Origin of the sequence: Rhodococcus chondri, assembly GCF_036327435.1 — a bacterium.
GTDB classification, from domain to species: Bacteria; Actinomycetota; Actinomycetes; order Mycobacteriales; family Mycobacteriaceae; genus Rhodococcus; species Rhodococcus chondri.
Map to the genome: position 1 here is coordinate 26369 of NZ_JAUZMZ010000011.1, position 16176 is coordinate 42544.

Consider the following 16176-nt stretch of genomic DNA (forward strand, 5'->3'; position numbering starts at 1 on the left):
GGGTCAACTCGCCACCGTGATCATCGCGACTGCGGCCAGGGCGAGGAGCATGCCGCCGTACTGGCCGCGCCCGACGCGTTCGCCGAGAATGACGAGCGCGAGTACCACCGTCGCCGCCGGATACAGGGCACCGATGACGCTGACCAGCGACAGCATTCCGCTCTGGAAGGCGAACATCATCGCGGCGTTGGCGACGACGTCGAGCGCCGCGACGGTCACCACGTGGAGATACAGATACCTGGGCGGGGCCACGAACTGACGCAGCGACAGGGCGGCCACCCACACGACCGCCGTGGCGGTCAGTCGCGACATCGCCAGCGGCCACAACCCTGTGCCTTCGGGTACCTGATGCAGGGTCACGAACATCAACGCGAACGCGATACCGGAGCCGACGGTGAACCAGGCGACGCGCGGGGTGAAGCGCGGATGGTCGTCGCCGCCGACCGTCTCCGGCGACTCCCGGCTGACGAGCACCACCGCGACGAGTGCCACGGCGATACCGACGGCTGCGAGTGCCCCGGGCCGCTCTCCCGCCACGAAACCGACGAGCACCGGAATCCCCGCGACGAGGACCGCCGTCACGGGCGACACGATCGACATCGGGCCCGCCGCAAGCGCCCGATAGAACCACCACACGGCGAGACCGCCGAAGAGACCGGCCACCGCACCCCACCCGAGGGAGGACGCGGTTAGGTCGCCGCCCACCAGCGGCGCGAGAAGAAGAACCATCACCAGCGACAGCGGATAGCTCGCGATGACGAAGTTGAGGGCCGAGACGCGGCGGGACGCGACCCCGCCCACGAAATCGCTGACCCCGTAACCGATGGCGGCGACGAGGGCGAGCAGGATTCCGGTCAGCGCATGCCCTTCACACGACGACCGAGTTCGCGGGTCACCTCGCGTTCGGCGGTGCGCCGCGCCAGATCCTGCCGTTTGTCGTAGTCCTGCTTGCCGCGGGCCAGAGCCAGCTCCACCTTCACCTTGCCGTCGGAGAAGTACATCGACAGCGGGACGAGAGTCTGGTTGCCCTCGCGGATCTTGCCGACGAGCGAATCGATTTCGCGCCGGTGCAGCAGCAGCTTGCGCGTGCGGCGCGGCGCGTGGTTGGTCCAGCTGCCGTGCCCGTATTCGGGGATGTGCAGTCCGCGGAGCCAGACCTCGCCGTCGTCGACCGTCGCGAATGCGTCGACGAGCGACGCCTTGCCCTCACGCAGGCTCTTCACCTCGGTGCCGACCAGCGCGATACCCGCCTCGTAGGTGTCGATGATGGCGTAGTTGTGCCGCGCCTTGCGGTTGGTGGCAATGACCTTCCGGCCCTTTTCCTTCACGTGCAGGCCTTTCCGGTCCACGATCGGTCGAACAGAACACTGTCCAGCATAGGAACTCGCACAAGCCGTTATTCACGCACGTACAGGCGCAGCGTCGCGTATGCGGTCAGTGCGGCCATGCCGACACCGACGATCACCAGGAAGGGTGAGACGAGAAGGATGTCGCTGTCGGTGATGCGGGCGACGATGTTCGCCTCGTAGACCTCGGTGAGCATGTCGTCGACGAACAGCGACTTGGCGGTGAAGAGGCCGGCGATGGCCAGTGCGGCGCCGACGATGGCGGCCACGACCGCCTCGAGGAGGAACGGGAGCTGCGTGTACCAGCGGGTCGCGCCGACGAGTCGCATGATGCCCACCTCGGTGCGGCGGGTGAACGCGGCGATCTGGACCATGTTGGCGATGAGGAGTACCGCGGCGATCGCCTGGATAGTCGCGATCGCGAACGCGGCGTTGCGCACTCCGCCCAGCACACCGAACAATCGTTCGACGAGATCCTGCTGATTGAGGACGCTGTCGACTCCCGGCCGGGTGCCGAAATCGTCCTGAATGAGGGAGAACCGCTCCGGATCGGACATCTTGATCTTGAACGAGGCCGGGAAGCTCTCCGCGCTCACCAGTTCGGCGAGTTCGGGTTGGTCGGCGAAGACCCGATCGGTCGCGTCGGCGACCGCATCGTCGCGGCTGAGGTACTGCACCGACACCACGTCCTGCGTGTTTTCCAGGTCGGTGCGCAACGCGCTGCAGATGTCCTGATCGCACTCGGGGTCGAGGGTCGAGATGTCCTCGGTGAGGAAGACCTGAACCTCGACCCGGTCCAAGAAGATCTGCTGCGTCTTACCTGCCATCTGCACCACCAGCAGGCCGGCGCCGAACAACCCGAGCGAGATCGCTGTGGTGAGGATCATGGCGACGGTCATGGTGAGGTTGCGACGCAGGCCTGTGGCGACCTCGCTGAACAAGAAACTGGCACGCATGGGTTTGTGTGGTCCTTCGGTTGCCGGATGAACGGGCGTCGTGCGCGGGCGGTGGGCTACCGGCCGACGCCGTAGACACCGCGGGCTTCGTCCCGGACCACCCGTCCGAGGTCGAGTTCGACGACACGGCGCCGCATCGAGTCGACGATGTGATGGTCGTGGGTGGCCATGAGGACCGTGGTGCCGGTCCGGTTGATCCGTTCGAGCAGCAGCATGATGTCCTGGCTGGTCTCGGGATCGAGGTTGCCGGTGGGCTCGTCCGCCATGAGCACCAGCGGACGGTTCACGAACGCCCGCGCGATCGCGACCCGTTGCTGTTCACCACCGGAGAGCTCGGACGGCAGCCGATCCGCCTTGCCCGACAGACCCACGAGTTCGAGCACCTCGGGCACGGTGCGTTCGATCACCGCGCGGGGTTTGCCGATGACTTCGAGCGCGAACGAGATGTTCTCGGAGACGGTCTTGCGCTGCAGCAGGCGGAAGTCCTGGAACACGCATCCGAGGTTCTGACGCAGCTTCGGCACTCGACGTGCAGAAAGCTTGTTGAGGTGGAAATCCGCGACGTGGATGTTGCCCGCCGTGGGCGCCTCCTCCCGTAGGAGCAGTCGCAGGAACGTGGACTTGCCGGAGCCGGACGGGCCGATGAGGAACACGAACTCGCCCTTGCCCACCTCCACACTCACGTCGTCCAGTGCGGGGCGGGTCGAGGTCTTGTACGACTTGGACACATTCTCCAGGCGGATCACGACGGCCATGCTAGCCGTTACCCGACGGTGACCTAACCCCCCGACTCGCCGGTAGGTTCCGTGCCGGGCCGGTCGCCGAGGTTCGGGATGCCCGGTATCCGCGGGAACTGGAACGGTGCCTGGCCCGCGGTGGTCGGGACTGCGGTGGTCGGCACGGCCGTGGTCGCGTCGCCGGGCCCGGTTGTGTCCTCGGTCGGGGTGGGCGTCCCGGTAGGGGGCACTGTCGTGGACTCGGTGGGGAACTGTTCGACGGTCGGCACCGGCTCCGGCTCGACGGGCGGCACATACGGCACATACGGCCGGTCCGAAATGATGACGGCCTGCTGCGGCACGCCGCCTTCCGGTTCGGGCTCCTGGTTGATGAACAAATACAGCATCCACATGCCGAGCCACAGCAGGCACAGAGCGAGGGTGCTGGTACGCACACGTCCGTGCAGCAGACGTGACGGGATGTCGAGCCGCAGCCGGCGGCGTTCGGTCATGATGCCTCCGCCCGTTCGACCACGCTGGCCGTGTCGAGCTGCGGCGTCACGGTGATGCCCTTGGAGCGCAGCGCCGCGGCGATGCGGGCACGCAGCAGCCGCCCGACCTGAAATTGCTTTCCCGGAAGAGTGCGCGCGACCATGCGGATGCTGACCTGGTCGACCTCGAGACTTTCGACGCCCATCACGCTCGGTTCGTCGAGCAGCAGCTCACGAACGCGGTCCTCCTTGTAGGCCGCCTCGCCGACGTCGCGCAGAATGTCGTTGACGGCCGCGATATCGGCGGTGACCGGGATGGGCACGTCCACCACCGCGCGCGCCCAGTCCTTCGACAGGTTGACGGCCTTGTTGATCTGACCGTTGGGCACCGTGATCACTTCGCCGGCGGCGCTGCGGACCCTGGTCACGCGGAGGGTCACGTCCTCGACCGTCCCGACGGCATCCTCCGACGCGCCGGTGACCGAGATCTGCACCGTGTCGCCGAAGCCGTACTGCCGCTCGGTGATGATGAAGAACCCGGCCAGGATGTCCTGCACGATGCGCTGCGCGCCGAAACCGAGCGCCGCACCGAGCACGGTCGCGGGAGCCACCAGGCTCCCGATCGGAAGCGCCAGGTAGTCGAACACCTTCAACGTCGCCACGATGTAGACGAAGGCGATCACCATCCAGGTGACGACCTGGGCGACGGAGTGCCGATGTTTGGTGGCCTCGGAGCGCACCAGCTCGTCGGACTGCTGATAGCGCTCGTCGATCCGGCGGGTGATCCGCTCTCCGAGCCAGGTGACGAATCTCGCCACGAGGACGGCGCCGAGCACCGTCAGTGCCATCAGCAATCCGTTGGTACCGAGCCAGTTCAGCAGCCTATCGGCGGGAAACAGCATTCGACTCCTCCCCGCTGGGGATCATTGCTTCTGTTCTTCTCTCATGCGCCAGCGGATACCGGCTTCGAGGAAGCCGTCGATATCGCCGTCGAGCACACCGGACGGGTTGTTGACCTCGAACTCGGTGCGCAGGTCCTTGACCATCTGGTACGGGTGCAACACATAGGAACGCATCTGGTTGCCCCACGAACTGCCGCCGTCGCCCTTGAGCGCGTCCATCTCGGCCCGCTCCTCCTGACGTTTGCGTTCGAGCAGCTTGGCCTGGAGGACACGCATCGCGGAGACCTTGTTCTGCAGCTGCGACTTCTCGTTCTGACAGGTGACGACGATACCGGTAGGCACGTGCGTCAGCCGCACCGCGGAGTCCGTCGTGTTCACGGACTGACCGCCCGGCCCGGACGAGCGGTAGACGTCGACACGCACGTCGTTCTCGTCGATGTCGATGTGGTCGGTGGTTTCGACCACGGGCAGCACCTCGACTTCGGCGAACGACGTCTGGCGGCGGCCCTGATTGTCGAACGGGCTGATGCGCACGAGGCGGTGCGTACCCATCTCGACCGACAGGGTGCCGTAGGTATACGGCGCCTTGATCGCGAAGGTCGCGGACTTGATGCCGGCCTCTTCGGCGTACGACGTGTCGTACACCTCGACACCGTAGCCGTGCTTGTCGGCCCAGCGGATGTACATGCGCATGAGCATCTCCGCCCAGTCCGCGGCGTCGACACCCCCGGCGCCGGCGCGGATGTTGACGAGGGCGTCGCGCTGGTCGTATTCACCCGAGAGCAGGGTGCGCACCTCCATCGCCTCGATGTCGCTCCGCAGGGTTTCGCGTTCGGCATCGGCGTCCGCGAGCGCTGCGGTATGCGCGTCGCCCTCTTCACCTTCCGCGAGTTCGTAGAGAACCGGCAGATCTTCGAGCCGCTGGCGAAGCGCCTCGACGCGGCGCAGCTCGCCCTGTGCGTGCGAGAGCTGGCTGGTGACCTGCTGCGCGTGATCCTGGTCGTTCCACAGGTCCGGATCGGACGCCTGGTGCTCGAGTTCGTCGATACGACGGCGCAACTCCTCGACATCGAGAACCTGCTCCACGGTGCGGAGGGTCGTTTCGAGCTCGGCCAGGTCTGCGGAAACATCGGGATGCACGATCCCCAAGGCTACCGGAGCGCCACCGGGCGTCGACGCCCACGGCGACGGGACCGACCTCGCGGGGAACCGGCCGGGACGACAGCGGCTAGCGTTTGCTCCATGGCCACCGATCACACCGCCGAACTCGACCTTGCGCTTCGTCTCGCGGACGACGCCGACTCGCTCACCCGCGCGCGGTTCGGCGCGCTCGATCTGAAGGTCGACGACAAGCCCGACCTGACTCCGGTGTCGGACGCCGATCTCGCGGTGGAACGGCGGATCCGCGAGGTGCTCGGGGCCGAGCGTCCCGCGGACGCGGTCCTCGGTGAGGAGTTCGGCGGCGACGCGGTGCTGCGCGGCCGGCAGTGGGTGGTCGATCCGATCGACGGCACGAAGAACTTCGTGCGGGGGGTTCCGGTGTGGGCCACGCTGATCGCGCTCCTCGACGACGGCGTACCGATCGTGGGGGTCGTAAGCGCTCCCGCTCTGAACCGCCGATGGTGGGCAATGGCCGGCGCGGGGGCTTGGTCGTCCTTCGACGGTGGAGAACCCCGCCGTCTCGGGGTGTCGGAGGTGCACGCGCTCGGTTCCGCGTCCCTGAGTTTCTCGAGTCTGAGCGGATGGCACGAGCGCGGTATCCGCGAGAACTTCGTCGCATTGACCGACGAGGTGTGGCGGGTGCGCGCGTACGGCGACTTCTTCTCCTACTGCCTCCTGGCCGAGGGCACGGTCGACATCGCACTCGAGCCGGAGGTGTCCCTGTGGGATCTCGCCGCCCTGGACATCCTCGTGCGGGAGGCGGGGGGCCGGTTCACCGACCTCGAGGGCACGGCGGGTCCACACGGGGGTAGCGCGGTGGCCACCAACGGGTTGCTGCACGACGAAGTGCTGGCCCGGTTACACCCCTGATCTGCGGAGATCCCCGACGGGCAGCGTTCGCCGCTCTCCCTCGGGAGCCAGAACTTACCGGATAGTAGACAGCAACCTTACTCAGGAGTAAGATGAGGGTCGTCCGCTGCCGCCTCGAGAAAATTTCTGGTGATCATGAGCAAGCAAGACAGTGTGCCCCGGACCACCCCTCGCGACACATCCGCCGTCGGCCTCAATCCGTTCAAGCGCGATGCCATGGGCGCAGCGATGCGAGTACTCACAAGAATCACCGGGTCCGAACTCGCCGACCGGTACAACATCCGCCAGACCATCGACCGGGTGACGTACCAGTCCACCAAGACCGGTTTCAAGACCCTCGGCGCCGCGACCCGCACCTTCAAGAAGGTCTCCGGCGGGGCCGGCCCGCAGCGACTCGCAACGGCGCCGAACGCAACCTTCTTCGATCTCACGCCCACCGACGAACAGCAGATGATCACGGAAACGGTGCGCGAGTTCGCCGCCGAGATCCTGCGACCCGCCGCCCACGATGCCGACGAGTCCGCCGCCGCCCCGGCCGATCTGCTCGCCCGCGCAGCCGAGCTGGGCATCACCCTCGTGAACGTCCCCGAGGCCTTCGACGGCGCCGCATCCGAGCGCGGCGCAGTCACCAACACGCTCGTCGCCGAAGCCCTCGCCCACGGCGACATGGGCCTCGCCCTGCCGATCCTCGCGCCGAGCGGTATCGCGGTGGCACTCACGCAGTGGGGTACCGACGAGCAACAGCAGACCTACCTCCCCGCCTTCGCGGGGGAGGATGTTCCGCAGGCATCGGTGGTCGTCACCGAACCGCGGGCACTGTTCGATCCCTTCGCGCTGCAGACCAAGGCCGTGCGCTCCCCCAGCGGCTACAGGCTCAACGGCGTCAAGTCGCTGGTTCCGGCGGCCGGAAGTGCCGAACTGTTCATCGTCGCTGCCGAGCTCGACGGCAGGCCGTCCTTCTTCATCGTCGAGGCGAAGAGCAAGGGTGTCGTGATCGAAGCCGACCCCGGCATGGGCCTGCGCGCGGCCGGACTGGGCCGGCTCCTCCTGACCGATGTCGCGGTCCCGCAGTCGGCGCTACTCGGAGACGAGGCCGCGGACGCACGCGACGCACACGGCGCGGACAGGCGCGCCGAGCAGTACGCCGACGCGGTGCGGCTGTCGCGACTCGGCTGGGCGGCGATGGCTGCGGGCGCCGGCCAGGCCGTGCTCGACTACGTCATCCCGTACGTCAATGAGCGTGAGGCCTTCGGTGAGCCGATCAGCCACCGTCAGGCCGTGGCATTCATGGTCGCCAACATCAAGATCGAGCTCGACGGCCTGCGACTGGTCACCCTGCGTGGCGCGTCTCGCGCGGAGCAGGGCCTGTCGTTCGCGCGTGAGGCAGCGCTCGCCCGCAAGCTCGCGGCCGACAAGGGCATGCAGTTCGGCCTCGACGGGGTCCAGCTGCTGGGCGGCCACGGCTTCACCAAGGAACATCCCGTCGAGCGCTGGTACCGCGACCTGCGGGCCATCGGAGTCGCCGAAGGCGTCGTCCTCGTCTGAGCCCTCGTCTGAGCGGTCCGATCCGAACAAGGAAAATCCGATGATCAATCTCGAACTTCCCAAGAAGCTCAAGGCATCCGCGAATCAGGCCCACCAGGTCGCCGCGCAGATATTCCGTCCCGTCTCCCGCAAATACGACCTGGCCGAACACGAATATCCGGTCGAGCTCGACACCATGGCCGCCATGGTCGAGGGGCTCAACGATTCCGGGCAGGGCGCAGCGGGCGCCACCCTCGGACGGGACAGCAAGAGCACGACCGCCGAGAGCGGCAACGCCAACGGCGGCAACATGGCCGGACTGCTCAACGTCCTCGAAACATCCTGGGGCGATGTGGGGCTCACCCTGTCGATCCCGTACCAGGGTCTCGGCAACTCGGCGATCGCCGCGGTCGCGACCGACGAACAGCTCGAACGCTTCGGCAAGGTGTGGGCGTCGATGGCCATCACCGAACCCGGATTCGGTTCGGATTCGGCCGCCGTGACCACCACCGCGGTACTCGACGGTGAGGAATGGGTGCTCAACGGCGAGAAGATCTTCGTCACCGCCGGCGAACGGTCGACACATGTGGTGGTGTGGGCCACCGTCGACAAGTCCAAGGGTCGCGCCGCGATCAAATCGTTCGTGGTCCCTCGCGACGCCCCCGGGCTGAGCGTGGCCCGGCTCGAACACAAGCTCGGGATCAAGGCTTCGGACACCGCCGTGCTGGTCCTGCAGGACTGCCGGATCCCGAAGGACAACATTCTCGGCTCGCCGGAAGTGGAGGCCGAGAAGGGCTTCGCGGGGGTCATGCAGACCTTCGACAACACCCGTCCGATCGTGGCGGGCATGGCCATCGGTCTCGGCCGGGCAGCGTTGGAAGAATTGCGCGCGATCCTCGCCGACGCGGGCGTCGAAATCTCCTATGATGTCCCCGCATACAACCAGCACGCCGCGGCCGCCGAGTTCCTCGCCCTCGAGGCCGACTGGGAAGCCGCTTACCTGCTGGCGCTGCGGGCAGCATGGATGGCCGACAACAAGAAGCCGAATTCGCTCGAGGCGTCGATCTCCAAGGCGAAAGCCGGACGCACCGGTACCGCGGTGTCGCTCAAGGCCGTCGAGCTCGCGGGCACGTACGGATACTCCGAGCGGCCACTGCTCGAGAAGTGGGCCCGCGATTCGAAGATTCTCGACATCTTCGAGGGCACGCAGCAGATTCAGCAGCTGATCGTGGCCCGCAGGGTTCTCGGAAAGACGTCCTCCGAGCTGAAGTAGAGCACCGGAGGACCCATCGGGGGATGGGACCCTCGCCGCGCATCCGTGCGCGGCGAGGGATTTCCGATTCGGGCAAATCGGCTTCTGTGTGAGGATCGTCACCGATACTGTGTGCGAAGACGCACCGGACGCAGTATCGGAGGGGGACGAATGCCCGGGCTGGACATTGTCGACAGAATTTCCGGCGGAAAGATCAAAACCGCCAAGATCACCGATACACTCGGGGCCCTCGCGGTGCTGCGGCGCGCGGGCCTCGTTCACTTTCCGCGAGTCGACCAGAGCATCGCCACCATCGCCGCAACCCGCAAGTACGGTCCGTTCGCCGGTTCGGTACACGCGAATGCCGAGCGAGGCCTCGAGGCGGTCGCGATCATCGACGAACACGGCGAGACGACCTACCGCGAGCTCGAAGCCAAGTCCAACGCGCTCGTGCGTGCGTGGGAAGCCGCCGGGATCTCCGCGGATTCGGTGCTGGCCGTCATGGCCCGAAATCACTGTGGCCTCGTTCTGACCATGCTGGCGGCCACCAAACTGGGTGCGCGCCTGGTGATGATGAACACCGGGTTCGCGCCGCGACAACTTGCCGATGTCGCGGCGCGGGAGAAGGTCTCGACTTTCGTCTACGATTCCGAGTTCTCCGACGTCGCGGCGGCGCTGCCGCACGACGTCCGGAGGTATCTCTCCTGGCGGGACGAAAATGTGGCCGGGGCGAGCGAAGCGACGGGAGATGTGGCCGGGGCGAGCGAAGCGACGGGAGATGTGGCCGGGGCGAGCGCAGCGAGGGGGAGCGGAGCGACGGGAGATGTGACCGCAGACATTCCGACACTGGAGTCGACGCTCGCCGGTTTCGATGGGTCGTCGGTGGCGCCGCCGAAGGACTACAACGGGTTCGTCCTGCTCACCAGCGGAACCACCGGCACTCCGAAAGGGGCTCCGCGCGGCCGGACGTCACCGCTCGCGTCGGCGCAGTTCCTCGACCGTGTGCCACTGCGGCGCGGTCAGACGATGCTCATGGCGGCCCCGGCTTTCCACGGCACCGGCGTCTCGCAGTTCGCACTCGCGTTGGCCCTGGGTCAGACCGTCGTGATGATGCGGCGCTTCTCTCCCGTCGACACGTTGCGCATGATCGAGCAGCACCGCGCGAACGTCCTGGTGGTGGTGCCGACCATGTTGCAGCGCATTCTCGATCTGGGGAAGGACCGGATCTCTGAGTTCGACACGTCGAGCCTGCAGATTCTTTTAGCGGCGGGGTCAGCCTTGTCCCCCGAGGTGTGCCGCCGCACGAGCGAAGCGTTCGGCGAGGTGCTCCACAATTTGTACGGGTCCACGGAATGCGCGGTCGCGACGGTAGCGACCCCGGAGGATCTTCGCCGAGCGCCCGGTACCGCGGGCCGGCCGCCGGTGACGTGTCGCGTCGAACTGTTCGACGACGACGGCAGCCGGATCACGGATTCCGGCGTGGTGGGCCGGATTTTCGTCGCGAGCGGTCTCAGTTTCAACGGCTATACGGACGGACGGGACAAGGAGCGTATCGACGGACTGCTCTCGACGGGAGACATCGGGCACTGGGACGAGCAGGGTTATCTCTTCGTCGACGGCCGAGACGACGACATGATTGTTTCCGGCGGGGAGAACGTATATCCGCTCGAAGTCGAGAATCTGCTGGTGGAGCGCGACGACGTGCTCGATGCAGCTGTGGTCGGCGTCCAGGACCCGGAGTTCGGGCATCGTCTGCGGGCGTTCGTGGTTCCGTCCCCGGACAGCGCGCGCGACCCCGAGGACATCAAAGCGTTCGTGAAGGCGAACCTGGCGCGGTACAAGGTGCCGCGTGAGGTGGTTTTCCTGGAAGAGTTGCCTCGTAACGCGACCGGCAAGTTGCTCCGCCGGGTGCTCGTGGAGATGGAGCCGCCGACAGACGCGTCGACGTCGTCGGTCCAACGGCAGCCCTGACAGCCGAAAATACGAAGGCCGCCCTTCCGAATCGGAAGGGCGGCCTTCGTGGTGGTAGCGGGGACAGGATTTGAACCTGCGACCTCTGGGTTATGAGCCCAGCGAGCTACCGAGCTGCTCCACCCCGCGTTGCATGAATCAACGTACACGAGCGCGGAAACGGAAAGCAAATCGCATGAGGCGCCGTCGTTTTGCGGTCTTCCATGCACCCTCGGAGAGTGACGGAGCCCACTTTTCACCCGTGATCCCCACTACATAACGAACGAATAACATTCATGTGACAAAGGCGCATATTTGCGCGTCGACCTGCACCGATGCCGAAGGTACGTCCCACATCCTGGACACACGTCCGTGAGATTCATCGGATGCGCCGCGCCAATCTTCTTCTGTACGTTCGGTCCCGGCTCGAAACCACCGAGCCACCACCGGCCCGCCGCCGCCGACTCTGCCCCGCGGGATTCGGTGCCTACGAAAGCTTCGAGGGGCAGAGGGCGTGGCACACGACACCCGATCCGATGGATCCGATGGGCATCCCGATGCCCGCGTTCCCGGGGGCTGCCATCGTCCGCGAGCGCGGAGAGGATTCCACCCACATGACTACTTTCTTCAGCAAGCGTGTTCTTCGTACGGCCGTCGTCACCGGTGCACTCGCCGCGGTCCCCCTCGGTCTCGCGACGGGCACGGCATCCGCCGCGAGCCACAACTGGGACGGGGTCGCACAGTGCGAAAGCGGCGGTAACTGGGGCATCAACACCGGCAACGGTTACTACGGCGGCCTCCAGTTCTCGCAGAGCACGTGGGAAGCGAACGGCGGCAGCGGCAGCCCGCACACCGCCTCGAAGGCCGAGCAGATCCGCGTTGCGGAGAACACCCTGCAAACCCAGGGTCCGGGTGCATGGCCGACGTGTGGCCAGTACCTGACCACCGAAGCCGCGCCGGCAGCACCCGCCGCGCCGGCAGCACCCGCCGCGCCGGCAGCACCGGCCGTGCCCGCCGCACCGGCCGCCCCTGCGGAAACCCAGCAGGTGCTCGACGCTGCGTCCGCCCTGGCGACCCAGCACGGGTACGGCGCTCAGTTCTCGCAGTTCGTCGATGTGGCGCTCGCGGGTCGCTGACCGCCCGAGCACCGACAGCCCGAACATGAGCAGGGCCCCGCGATCGAATCGCGGGGCCCTGCTCGTCGTTCTCCTCCTGTTGCCCCGATCGGGGTCAGCCTCCGGTGGACTCGTACGCCTCCACGGCTTGCTGGACCCGTTCGAGAGCGCGGCCATAGGCCTCGAAATCGCCGCTGCGCTGGGCATTGCCGAGTTCTTCGAGCGCGGCACCGAGTTCGGCGACCGCGGCGTCCCGGTTCGCCGGCACCGGCGCGGCCGGAACCGGGCTCTGAGCCGGCTGCTCTGGAGCCGCTCCGTCTGCCACTTCGCCCCGCGTCTGGTCTTCGACTTCGGCGGTCGGTTGCGCCTCTCCACCGGGTGCGGTGGCGGCGTCACCGACACCTTGCCCGAATACCTGGTCGAGTGCACCTGCGAGTGTCGGGCCGTAACCGATGCGCACACCGCCACCCGTGCCCGGTTCCCGGTAGCTGACCAGCACACGCGACAACTGCGGGAACGTCGAGGTACTGCCCGCGGTCGGATTACGTTCGGTGTACATGGGCTGGACGTACAGGATGCCGCCCTCCGCAATGGGCAGAGTCAGCAGATTTCCATACTGAATACGGTTGGAACGTTCGAGCAGTGTCCGTTCGGACGCGACTCTGGTGTCGGAGATCATCGCGTTCTGCGTCTGCTCGGGACCGAACGTCTGCGTGTCGGTCGGCAGTTGCAGGATCGTGAACTGGCCGTACTTCTCCGGATCCGCTTCCACCGAGATGTAGGCGGACAGGAACTGGCGGTTGTACCCGACCATCGCCGACGTCAACCGGAACGACGGCTCGGCGGTTTCCTTGTCGCCCATCAGCAGGTAGTACGGCGGCTGGTTCGCGCTCGTATCGACCGTCGGGTCGGCCGGCACCGACCAGAATGCGTTGTTGGTGAAGAACTCACGCGGATCGTCGACGTGGTACTTCGCCAGCATTTCCCGCTGCACCTTGAACAGGTCTTCCGGATACCGGAAGTGAGCGCGGAGCTCGTCGGAGATCTGGTCCTGCGGTGTCACGGCCTCCGGGAAGACACCCATCCATGCGTCGAGAACCGGGTCCTGCTCGTCCACCTGGTACAGGGTGACGGTGCCGTCGTACGCGTCGACCGTCGCCTTGACGGAGTTGCGGATGTACGACACTTCCTTACGCGGAATGAGCCGGCCCGTGTTCTGGTCGATGCTGTCCTCGACGAGACCCTCGAGCGATGCGCGTTGCGCGTAGGGGTAATGGTCGAGCGTCGTGTAGGCGTCGACGATCCACACGATCCGTCCGTTCACCGCGGCAGGGTAGGCGTCACCGTCGGCGGTGAGCCACGGTGCGACCTTGGTGACACGCTCGCGCGGGTCGCGGTTGAACAGAATCTTCGAATCGCCGCCGATGGCACTCGAGAACAGAATGTTGCGTTCGGCGTACTTCGCCGCGAAGGCGAGTCGATTGAACCAGTTGCCGATCCCGACGCCACCGGTCCCGGTGTACGTGTACTTGGAGGTGTCGGTGTCGTACTCGCGCGGCCCGGACTCGTCGGCGCCGTTGCCCACGATCGCGTAGTCGGGCTCGACTTCCGCGATGACCTCGCCGTAGTAGATACGCGGCTGCTCGACCGGGATCACCTGGTTGTCGGCGGCCAGCGACGCGAGGTCGCTGACCTGGTAGACCGGGTAGCCGCTGTTGCTGTTCGCCGCCTCTTCCGCGGACGCGCTCGCCGCGGCGTTGACACGATTCGCAGGCGCCGCGACCAGGCCGTTTCCATGCGTGTACACGGTGTGGCGGTTGATCCAGTCGGTCTGGTTGCCGGTCAGGCTGGTCGGCGACAGCTCTCGCGCGGCGACGATGTAGTCCTCGACCTTGCCATCGATCTCGTAACGGTCGATGTCGAGCGACTCGGGGTAACCGTAGAAGTTCTTGAGCTGCGTCTGCTGCGTGAAGGTGCGCGGCAGGATGTTCGGATCGAGGAGACGAGCGTTCGCGATCGTCGTTATGTCGGCGGGGACCTGTTCCGGCGATACGGTGCCGACACCCGGATAGTCCTCGTACTTCACCTTGTCTTCGGTGATCCCGTACGCCTCGCGGGTGGCCGCGATGTTGCGTTCGATGTATTCGCTCTCCTTGTCGGCGGCGTTCGGCCGGACGGAGAACTGCTCGACCATCAGCGGGTAGACCGCGCCGACCAGGATCGACGAGAGCACCAGCAGCGCGGTTGCCAGGGCCGGGATCCTCAGATCGCGCAGGAAGATCGCGGCGAAGAACGCGATAGCGCAGATCACCGCAATCGCGAGCAGGATCAACTTCGCGGGGAGCACTGCGTTGATATCGGTGAAGCCGGCGCCGGAGAACGTGGGTTCCTTCCGGCTGCTCCACAGCAATTCGTACCGGTCGAGCCAGTAAGCGATGGCCTTGAATGCCACGAAGAGACCGGCGAGAACGGCCAGCTGCACCCGCGCAGCCGTCGACATGCTTCCGCCGCGGCCGGCGAGCCGGATACCGCCGAAGATGTAGTGCGTGACGAGGTTGGCGAAGAACGCGAGCACGACGGCCACGAACAGCCAGTTGAGCAGGTAGCGGTAGAACGGCAGATCGAACGCGTAGAAACCGACGTCCAGCCCGAACTGCGGGTCGGTGCTCCCGAAGGAACCGCCGTTCAAGAACATCTGGACCGTCACCCAGCCGGCCTGCGCGATCAGGCCCGACAGCACACCGAACACGATCGGGATACCGAGCCCGAACGTGCGCATCCGGGTCATCACGGTGGTGCGGTAACGCGCAACCGGATCGTTGGGTCCGGTGGTCGGCACGAACACCGGCCGCGACCGGTACGCCAGCAGCAGCGCGAGCCACAGGACGGCGCCGACGAACAGGCCGACGACCAGGAACAGCACAAGTCGGGTCAGCAGGACTTTGACGTATACGCCCCGGAAATCCACTTCGCCGAACCACAGCCAGTTGGTGTACGTGTCCACCAATCGGGGTCCGAGCAGCAGCAGCACAGCGGCTACCACGGCAAGGATCAGCAGCAATCTGTTGCGCTTCGACAATGTAGGTATTCCGGTGGGGGGCCTCATGCCCACGTGCCACGCTCCCAACTCGTCCGGCGGCGCGAGAGCGCGCCGCGTCTGTCCACCTCGTGCGTCACACCGGGTGACCGTTTCGCCCCACTCTACGGAACCGCAGGGCAGGAGGTGACCCGTCGTCACCACAGCGCACGCACCTGTGACCGCTCGGGCCCCCAGATGTCAGGATAGGCGTGTGACCGACCACCTTCCCGCGCCCTCGGAAGAGGCGCTTGCGCGCACCGTCCACGAGATCGTCGATTTCGTCGATGCCGAGGGCTGGGAGCAGCCTCCGATGATGTTTGCCCTCGTACCCACCGTGCTCCTGGCGGCGTCGGAACCGGCGCTGAGCGACCAACTCGACGCGGGCCACGAGTACACGCCGATCCTCCAGGAGGCATTCCCCGACGATGTGGGCGGCGGCAGCCCGGCGCTCGACGAATTCCTCGCGACCACGAGTTGGCCCGAATCGGTCGCCGGATGCGCTCTCGTCCAGGAGATCGTGGTCCTGCCGCCGAGCGCGGAAACCGATCTCGACGAGGCTCTGGTGCCGCTGCTCGCCGATCCCCTGGCCGCGGACGAGGCCGCGCGCACCGCGGCGCACCGCCATCCCGATCGACGCGAAGGCCGGCTCATCGCGGCGGTTCTGCGGGACGGACCGGCCATGGCATTGCTGCAATTGCGGCCGAGCGACGAGGACGATCCGTTCGCCGGCATCGAGCTGCGCACGTACGACGACCTCGCACCCAACGTGATCAGCGCGTTGTACGCGACGCTCGAACCCGGCGACAACGACTGA

General features: G+C 66.4%; 14 protein-coding genes and 1 tRNA gene. 6 read left to right on the top strand and 9 right to left on the bottom strand.

Annotated elements, in window-relative coordinates; genetic code table 11:
- Positions 1 to 3 precede the first annotated feature (3 nt).
- The 7 genes from Q8814_RS03655 to prfB form a co-directional block, all read right to left on the bottom strand.
- Positions 4 to 846: a DMT family transporter gene (locus tag Q8814_RS03655; protein WP_330150676.1), complete on the bottom strand. Its 843-nt coding sequence runs from the start codon at positions 844 to 846 to the stop codon at positions 4 to 6.
- Between the two features lie 8 nt (positions 847 to 854).
- Positions 855 to 1328: an SsrA-binding protein SmpB gene (gene smpB, locus Q8814_RS03660; RefSeq protein ID WP_330150677.1), complete on the bottom strand. Its 474-nt coding sequence runs from the start codon at positions 1326 to 1328 to the stop codon at positions 855 to 857.
- Between the two features lie 68 nt (positions 1329 to 1396).
- Positions 1397 to 2302 (bottom strand): permease-like cell division protein FtsX, encoded by a 906-nt coding sequence (gene ftsX / locus Q8814_RS03665; RefSeq protein ID WP_330150648.1) that lies wholly within the window; start codon positions 2300 to 2302, stop codon positions 1397 to 1399.
- A 56-nt stretch (positions 2303 to 2358) separates the two neighbouring features.
- Entirely contained in the window at positions 2359 to 3048 is a 690-nt protein-coding gene (gene ftsE / locus Q8814_RS03670) for a cell division ATP-binding protein FtsE (protein WP_330150649.1), read from the bottom strand.
- Between the two features lie 32 nt (positions 3049 to 3080).
- Positions 3081 to 3530 carry a hypothetical protein gene (locus Q8814_RS03675; RefSeq protein WP_330150650.1) on the bottom strand — a complete coding sequence of 150 codons (450 nt, stop codon included), beginning with the start codon at positions 3528 to 3530 and terminating at the stop codon, positions 3081 to 3083.
- Positions 3527 to 4411 (bottom strand): mechanosensitive ion channel family protein, encoded by an 885-nt coding sequence (locus Q8814_RS03680; protein WP_330150651.1) that lies wholly within the window; start codon positions 4409 to 4411, stop codon positions 3527 to 3529. Before Q8814_RS03680 ends, Q8814_RS03675 begins: the two co-directional genes overlap by 4 nt.
- A gap of 21 nt (positions 4412 to 4432) precedes the next feature.
- A complete protein-coding gene (prfB, locus tag Q8814_RS03685; protein ID WP_330150652.1) occupies positions 4433 to 5551 on the bottom strand; it encodes a peptide chain release factor 2 in 1119 nt (372 codons plus the stop codon).
- A gap of 102 nt (positions 5552 to 5653) precedes the next feature.
- On the opposite strand from prfB, the gene hisN reads away from it, so the two are divergent.
- From hisN to Q8814_RS03705, 4 genes are all read left to right on the top strand, one after another.
- Positions 5654 to 6442: a histidinol-phosphatase gene (gene hisN, locus Q8814_RS03690; protein ID WP_330150654.1), complete on the top strand. Its 789-nt coding sequence runs from the start codon at positions 5654 to 5656 to the stop codon at positions 6440 to 6442.
- Between the two features lie 129 nt (positions 6443 to 6571).
- Positions 6572 to 7987, top strand: a complete 1416-nt coding sequence (locus Q8814_RS03695; protein ID WP_330150655.1) for an acyl-CoA dehydrogenase family protein — start codon at positions 6572 to 6574, stop codon at positions 7985 to 7987.
- 40 nt (positions 7988 to 8027) lie between these two features.
- Positions 8028 to 9239, top strand: a complete 1212-nt coding sequence (locus Q8814_RS03700) for an acyl-CoA dehydrogenase family protein (RefSeq protein WP_330150656.1) — start codon at positions 8028 to 8030, stop codon at positions 9237 to 9239.
- Positions 9240 to 9389: 150 nt separating this feature from the next.
- Positions 9390 to 11189 (top strand): acyl-CoA synthetase, encoded by a 1800-nt coding sequence (locus Q8814_RS03705; RefSeq protein ID WP_330150657.1) that lies wholly within the window; start codon positions 9390 to 9392, stop codon positions 11187 to 11189.
- 52 nt (positions 11190 to 11241) lie between these two features.
- Here Q8814_RS03705 and Q8814_RS03710 read toward each other — a convergent pair.
- Positions 11242 to 11318: transfer RNA gene (locus Q8814_RS03710), tRNA-Met, on the bottom strand.
- 464 nt (positions 11319 to 11782) lie between these two features.
- Here Q8814_RS03710 and Q8814_RS03715 point away from each other — a divergent pair.
- Entirely contained in the window at positions 11783 to 12304 is a 522-nt protein-coding gene (locus Q8814_RS03715; RefSeq protein WP_330150658.1) for a transglycosylase family protein, read from the top strand.
- A gap of 94 nt (positions 12305 to 12398) precedes the next feature.
- Here Q8814_RS03715 and Q8814_RS03720 read toward each other — a convergent pair whose 3' ends face one another.
- Entirely contained in the window at positions 12399 to 15395 is a 2997-nt protein-coding gene (locus Q8814_RS03720; RefSeq protein WP_330150659.1) for a UPF0182 family protein, read from the bottom strand.
- 178 nt (positions 15396 to 15573) lie between these two features.
- Here Q8814_RS03720 and Q8814_RS03725 point away from each other — a divergent pair, with 178 nt between their 5' ends.
- Positions 15574 to 16176, top strand: coding sequence for a PPA1309 family protein (locus Q8814_RS03725; protein ID WP_330150660.1), 603 nt, complete (start codon positions 15574 to 15576; stop codon positions 16174 to 16176).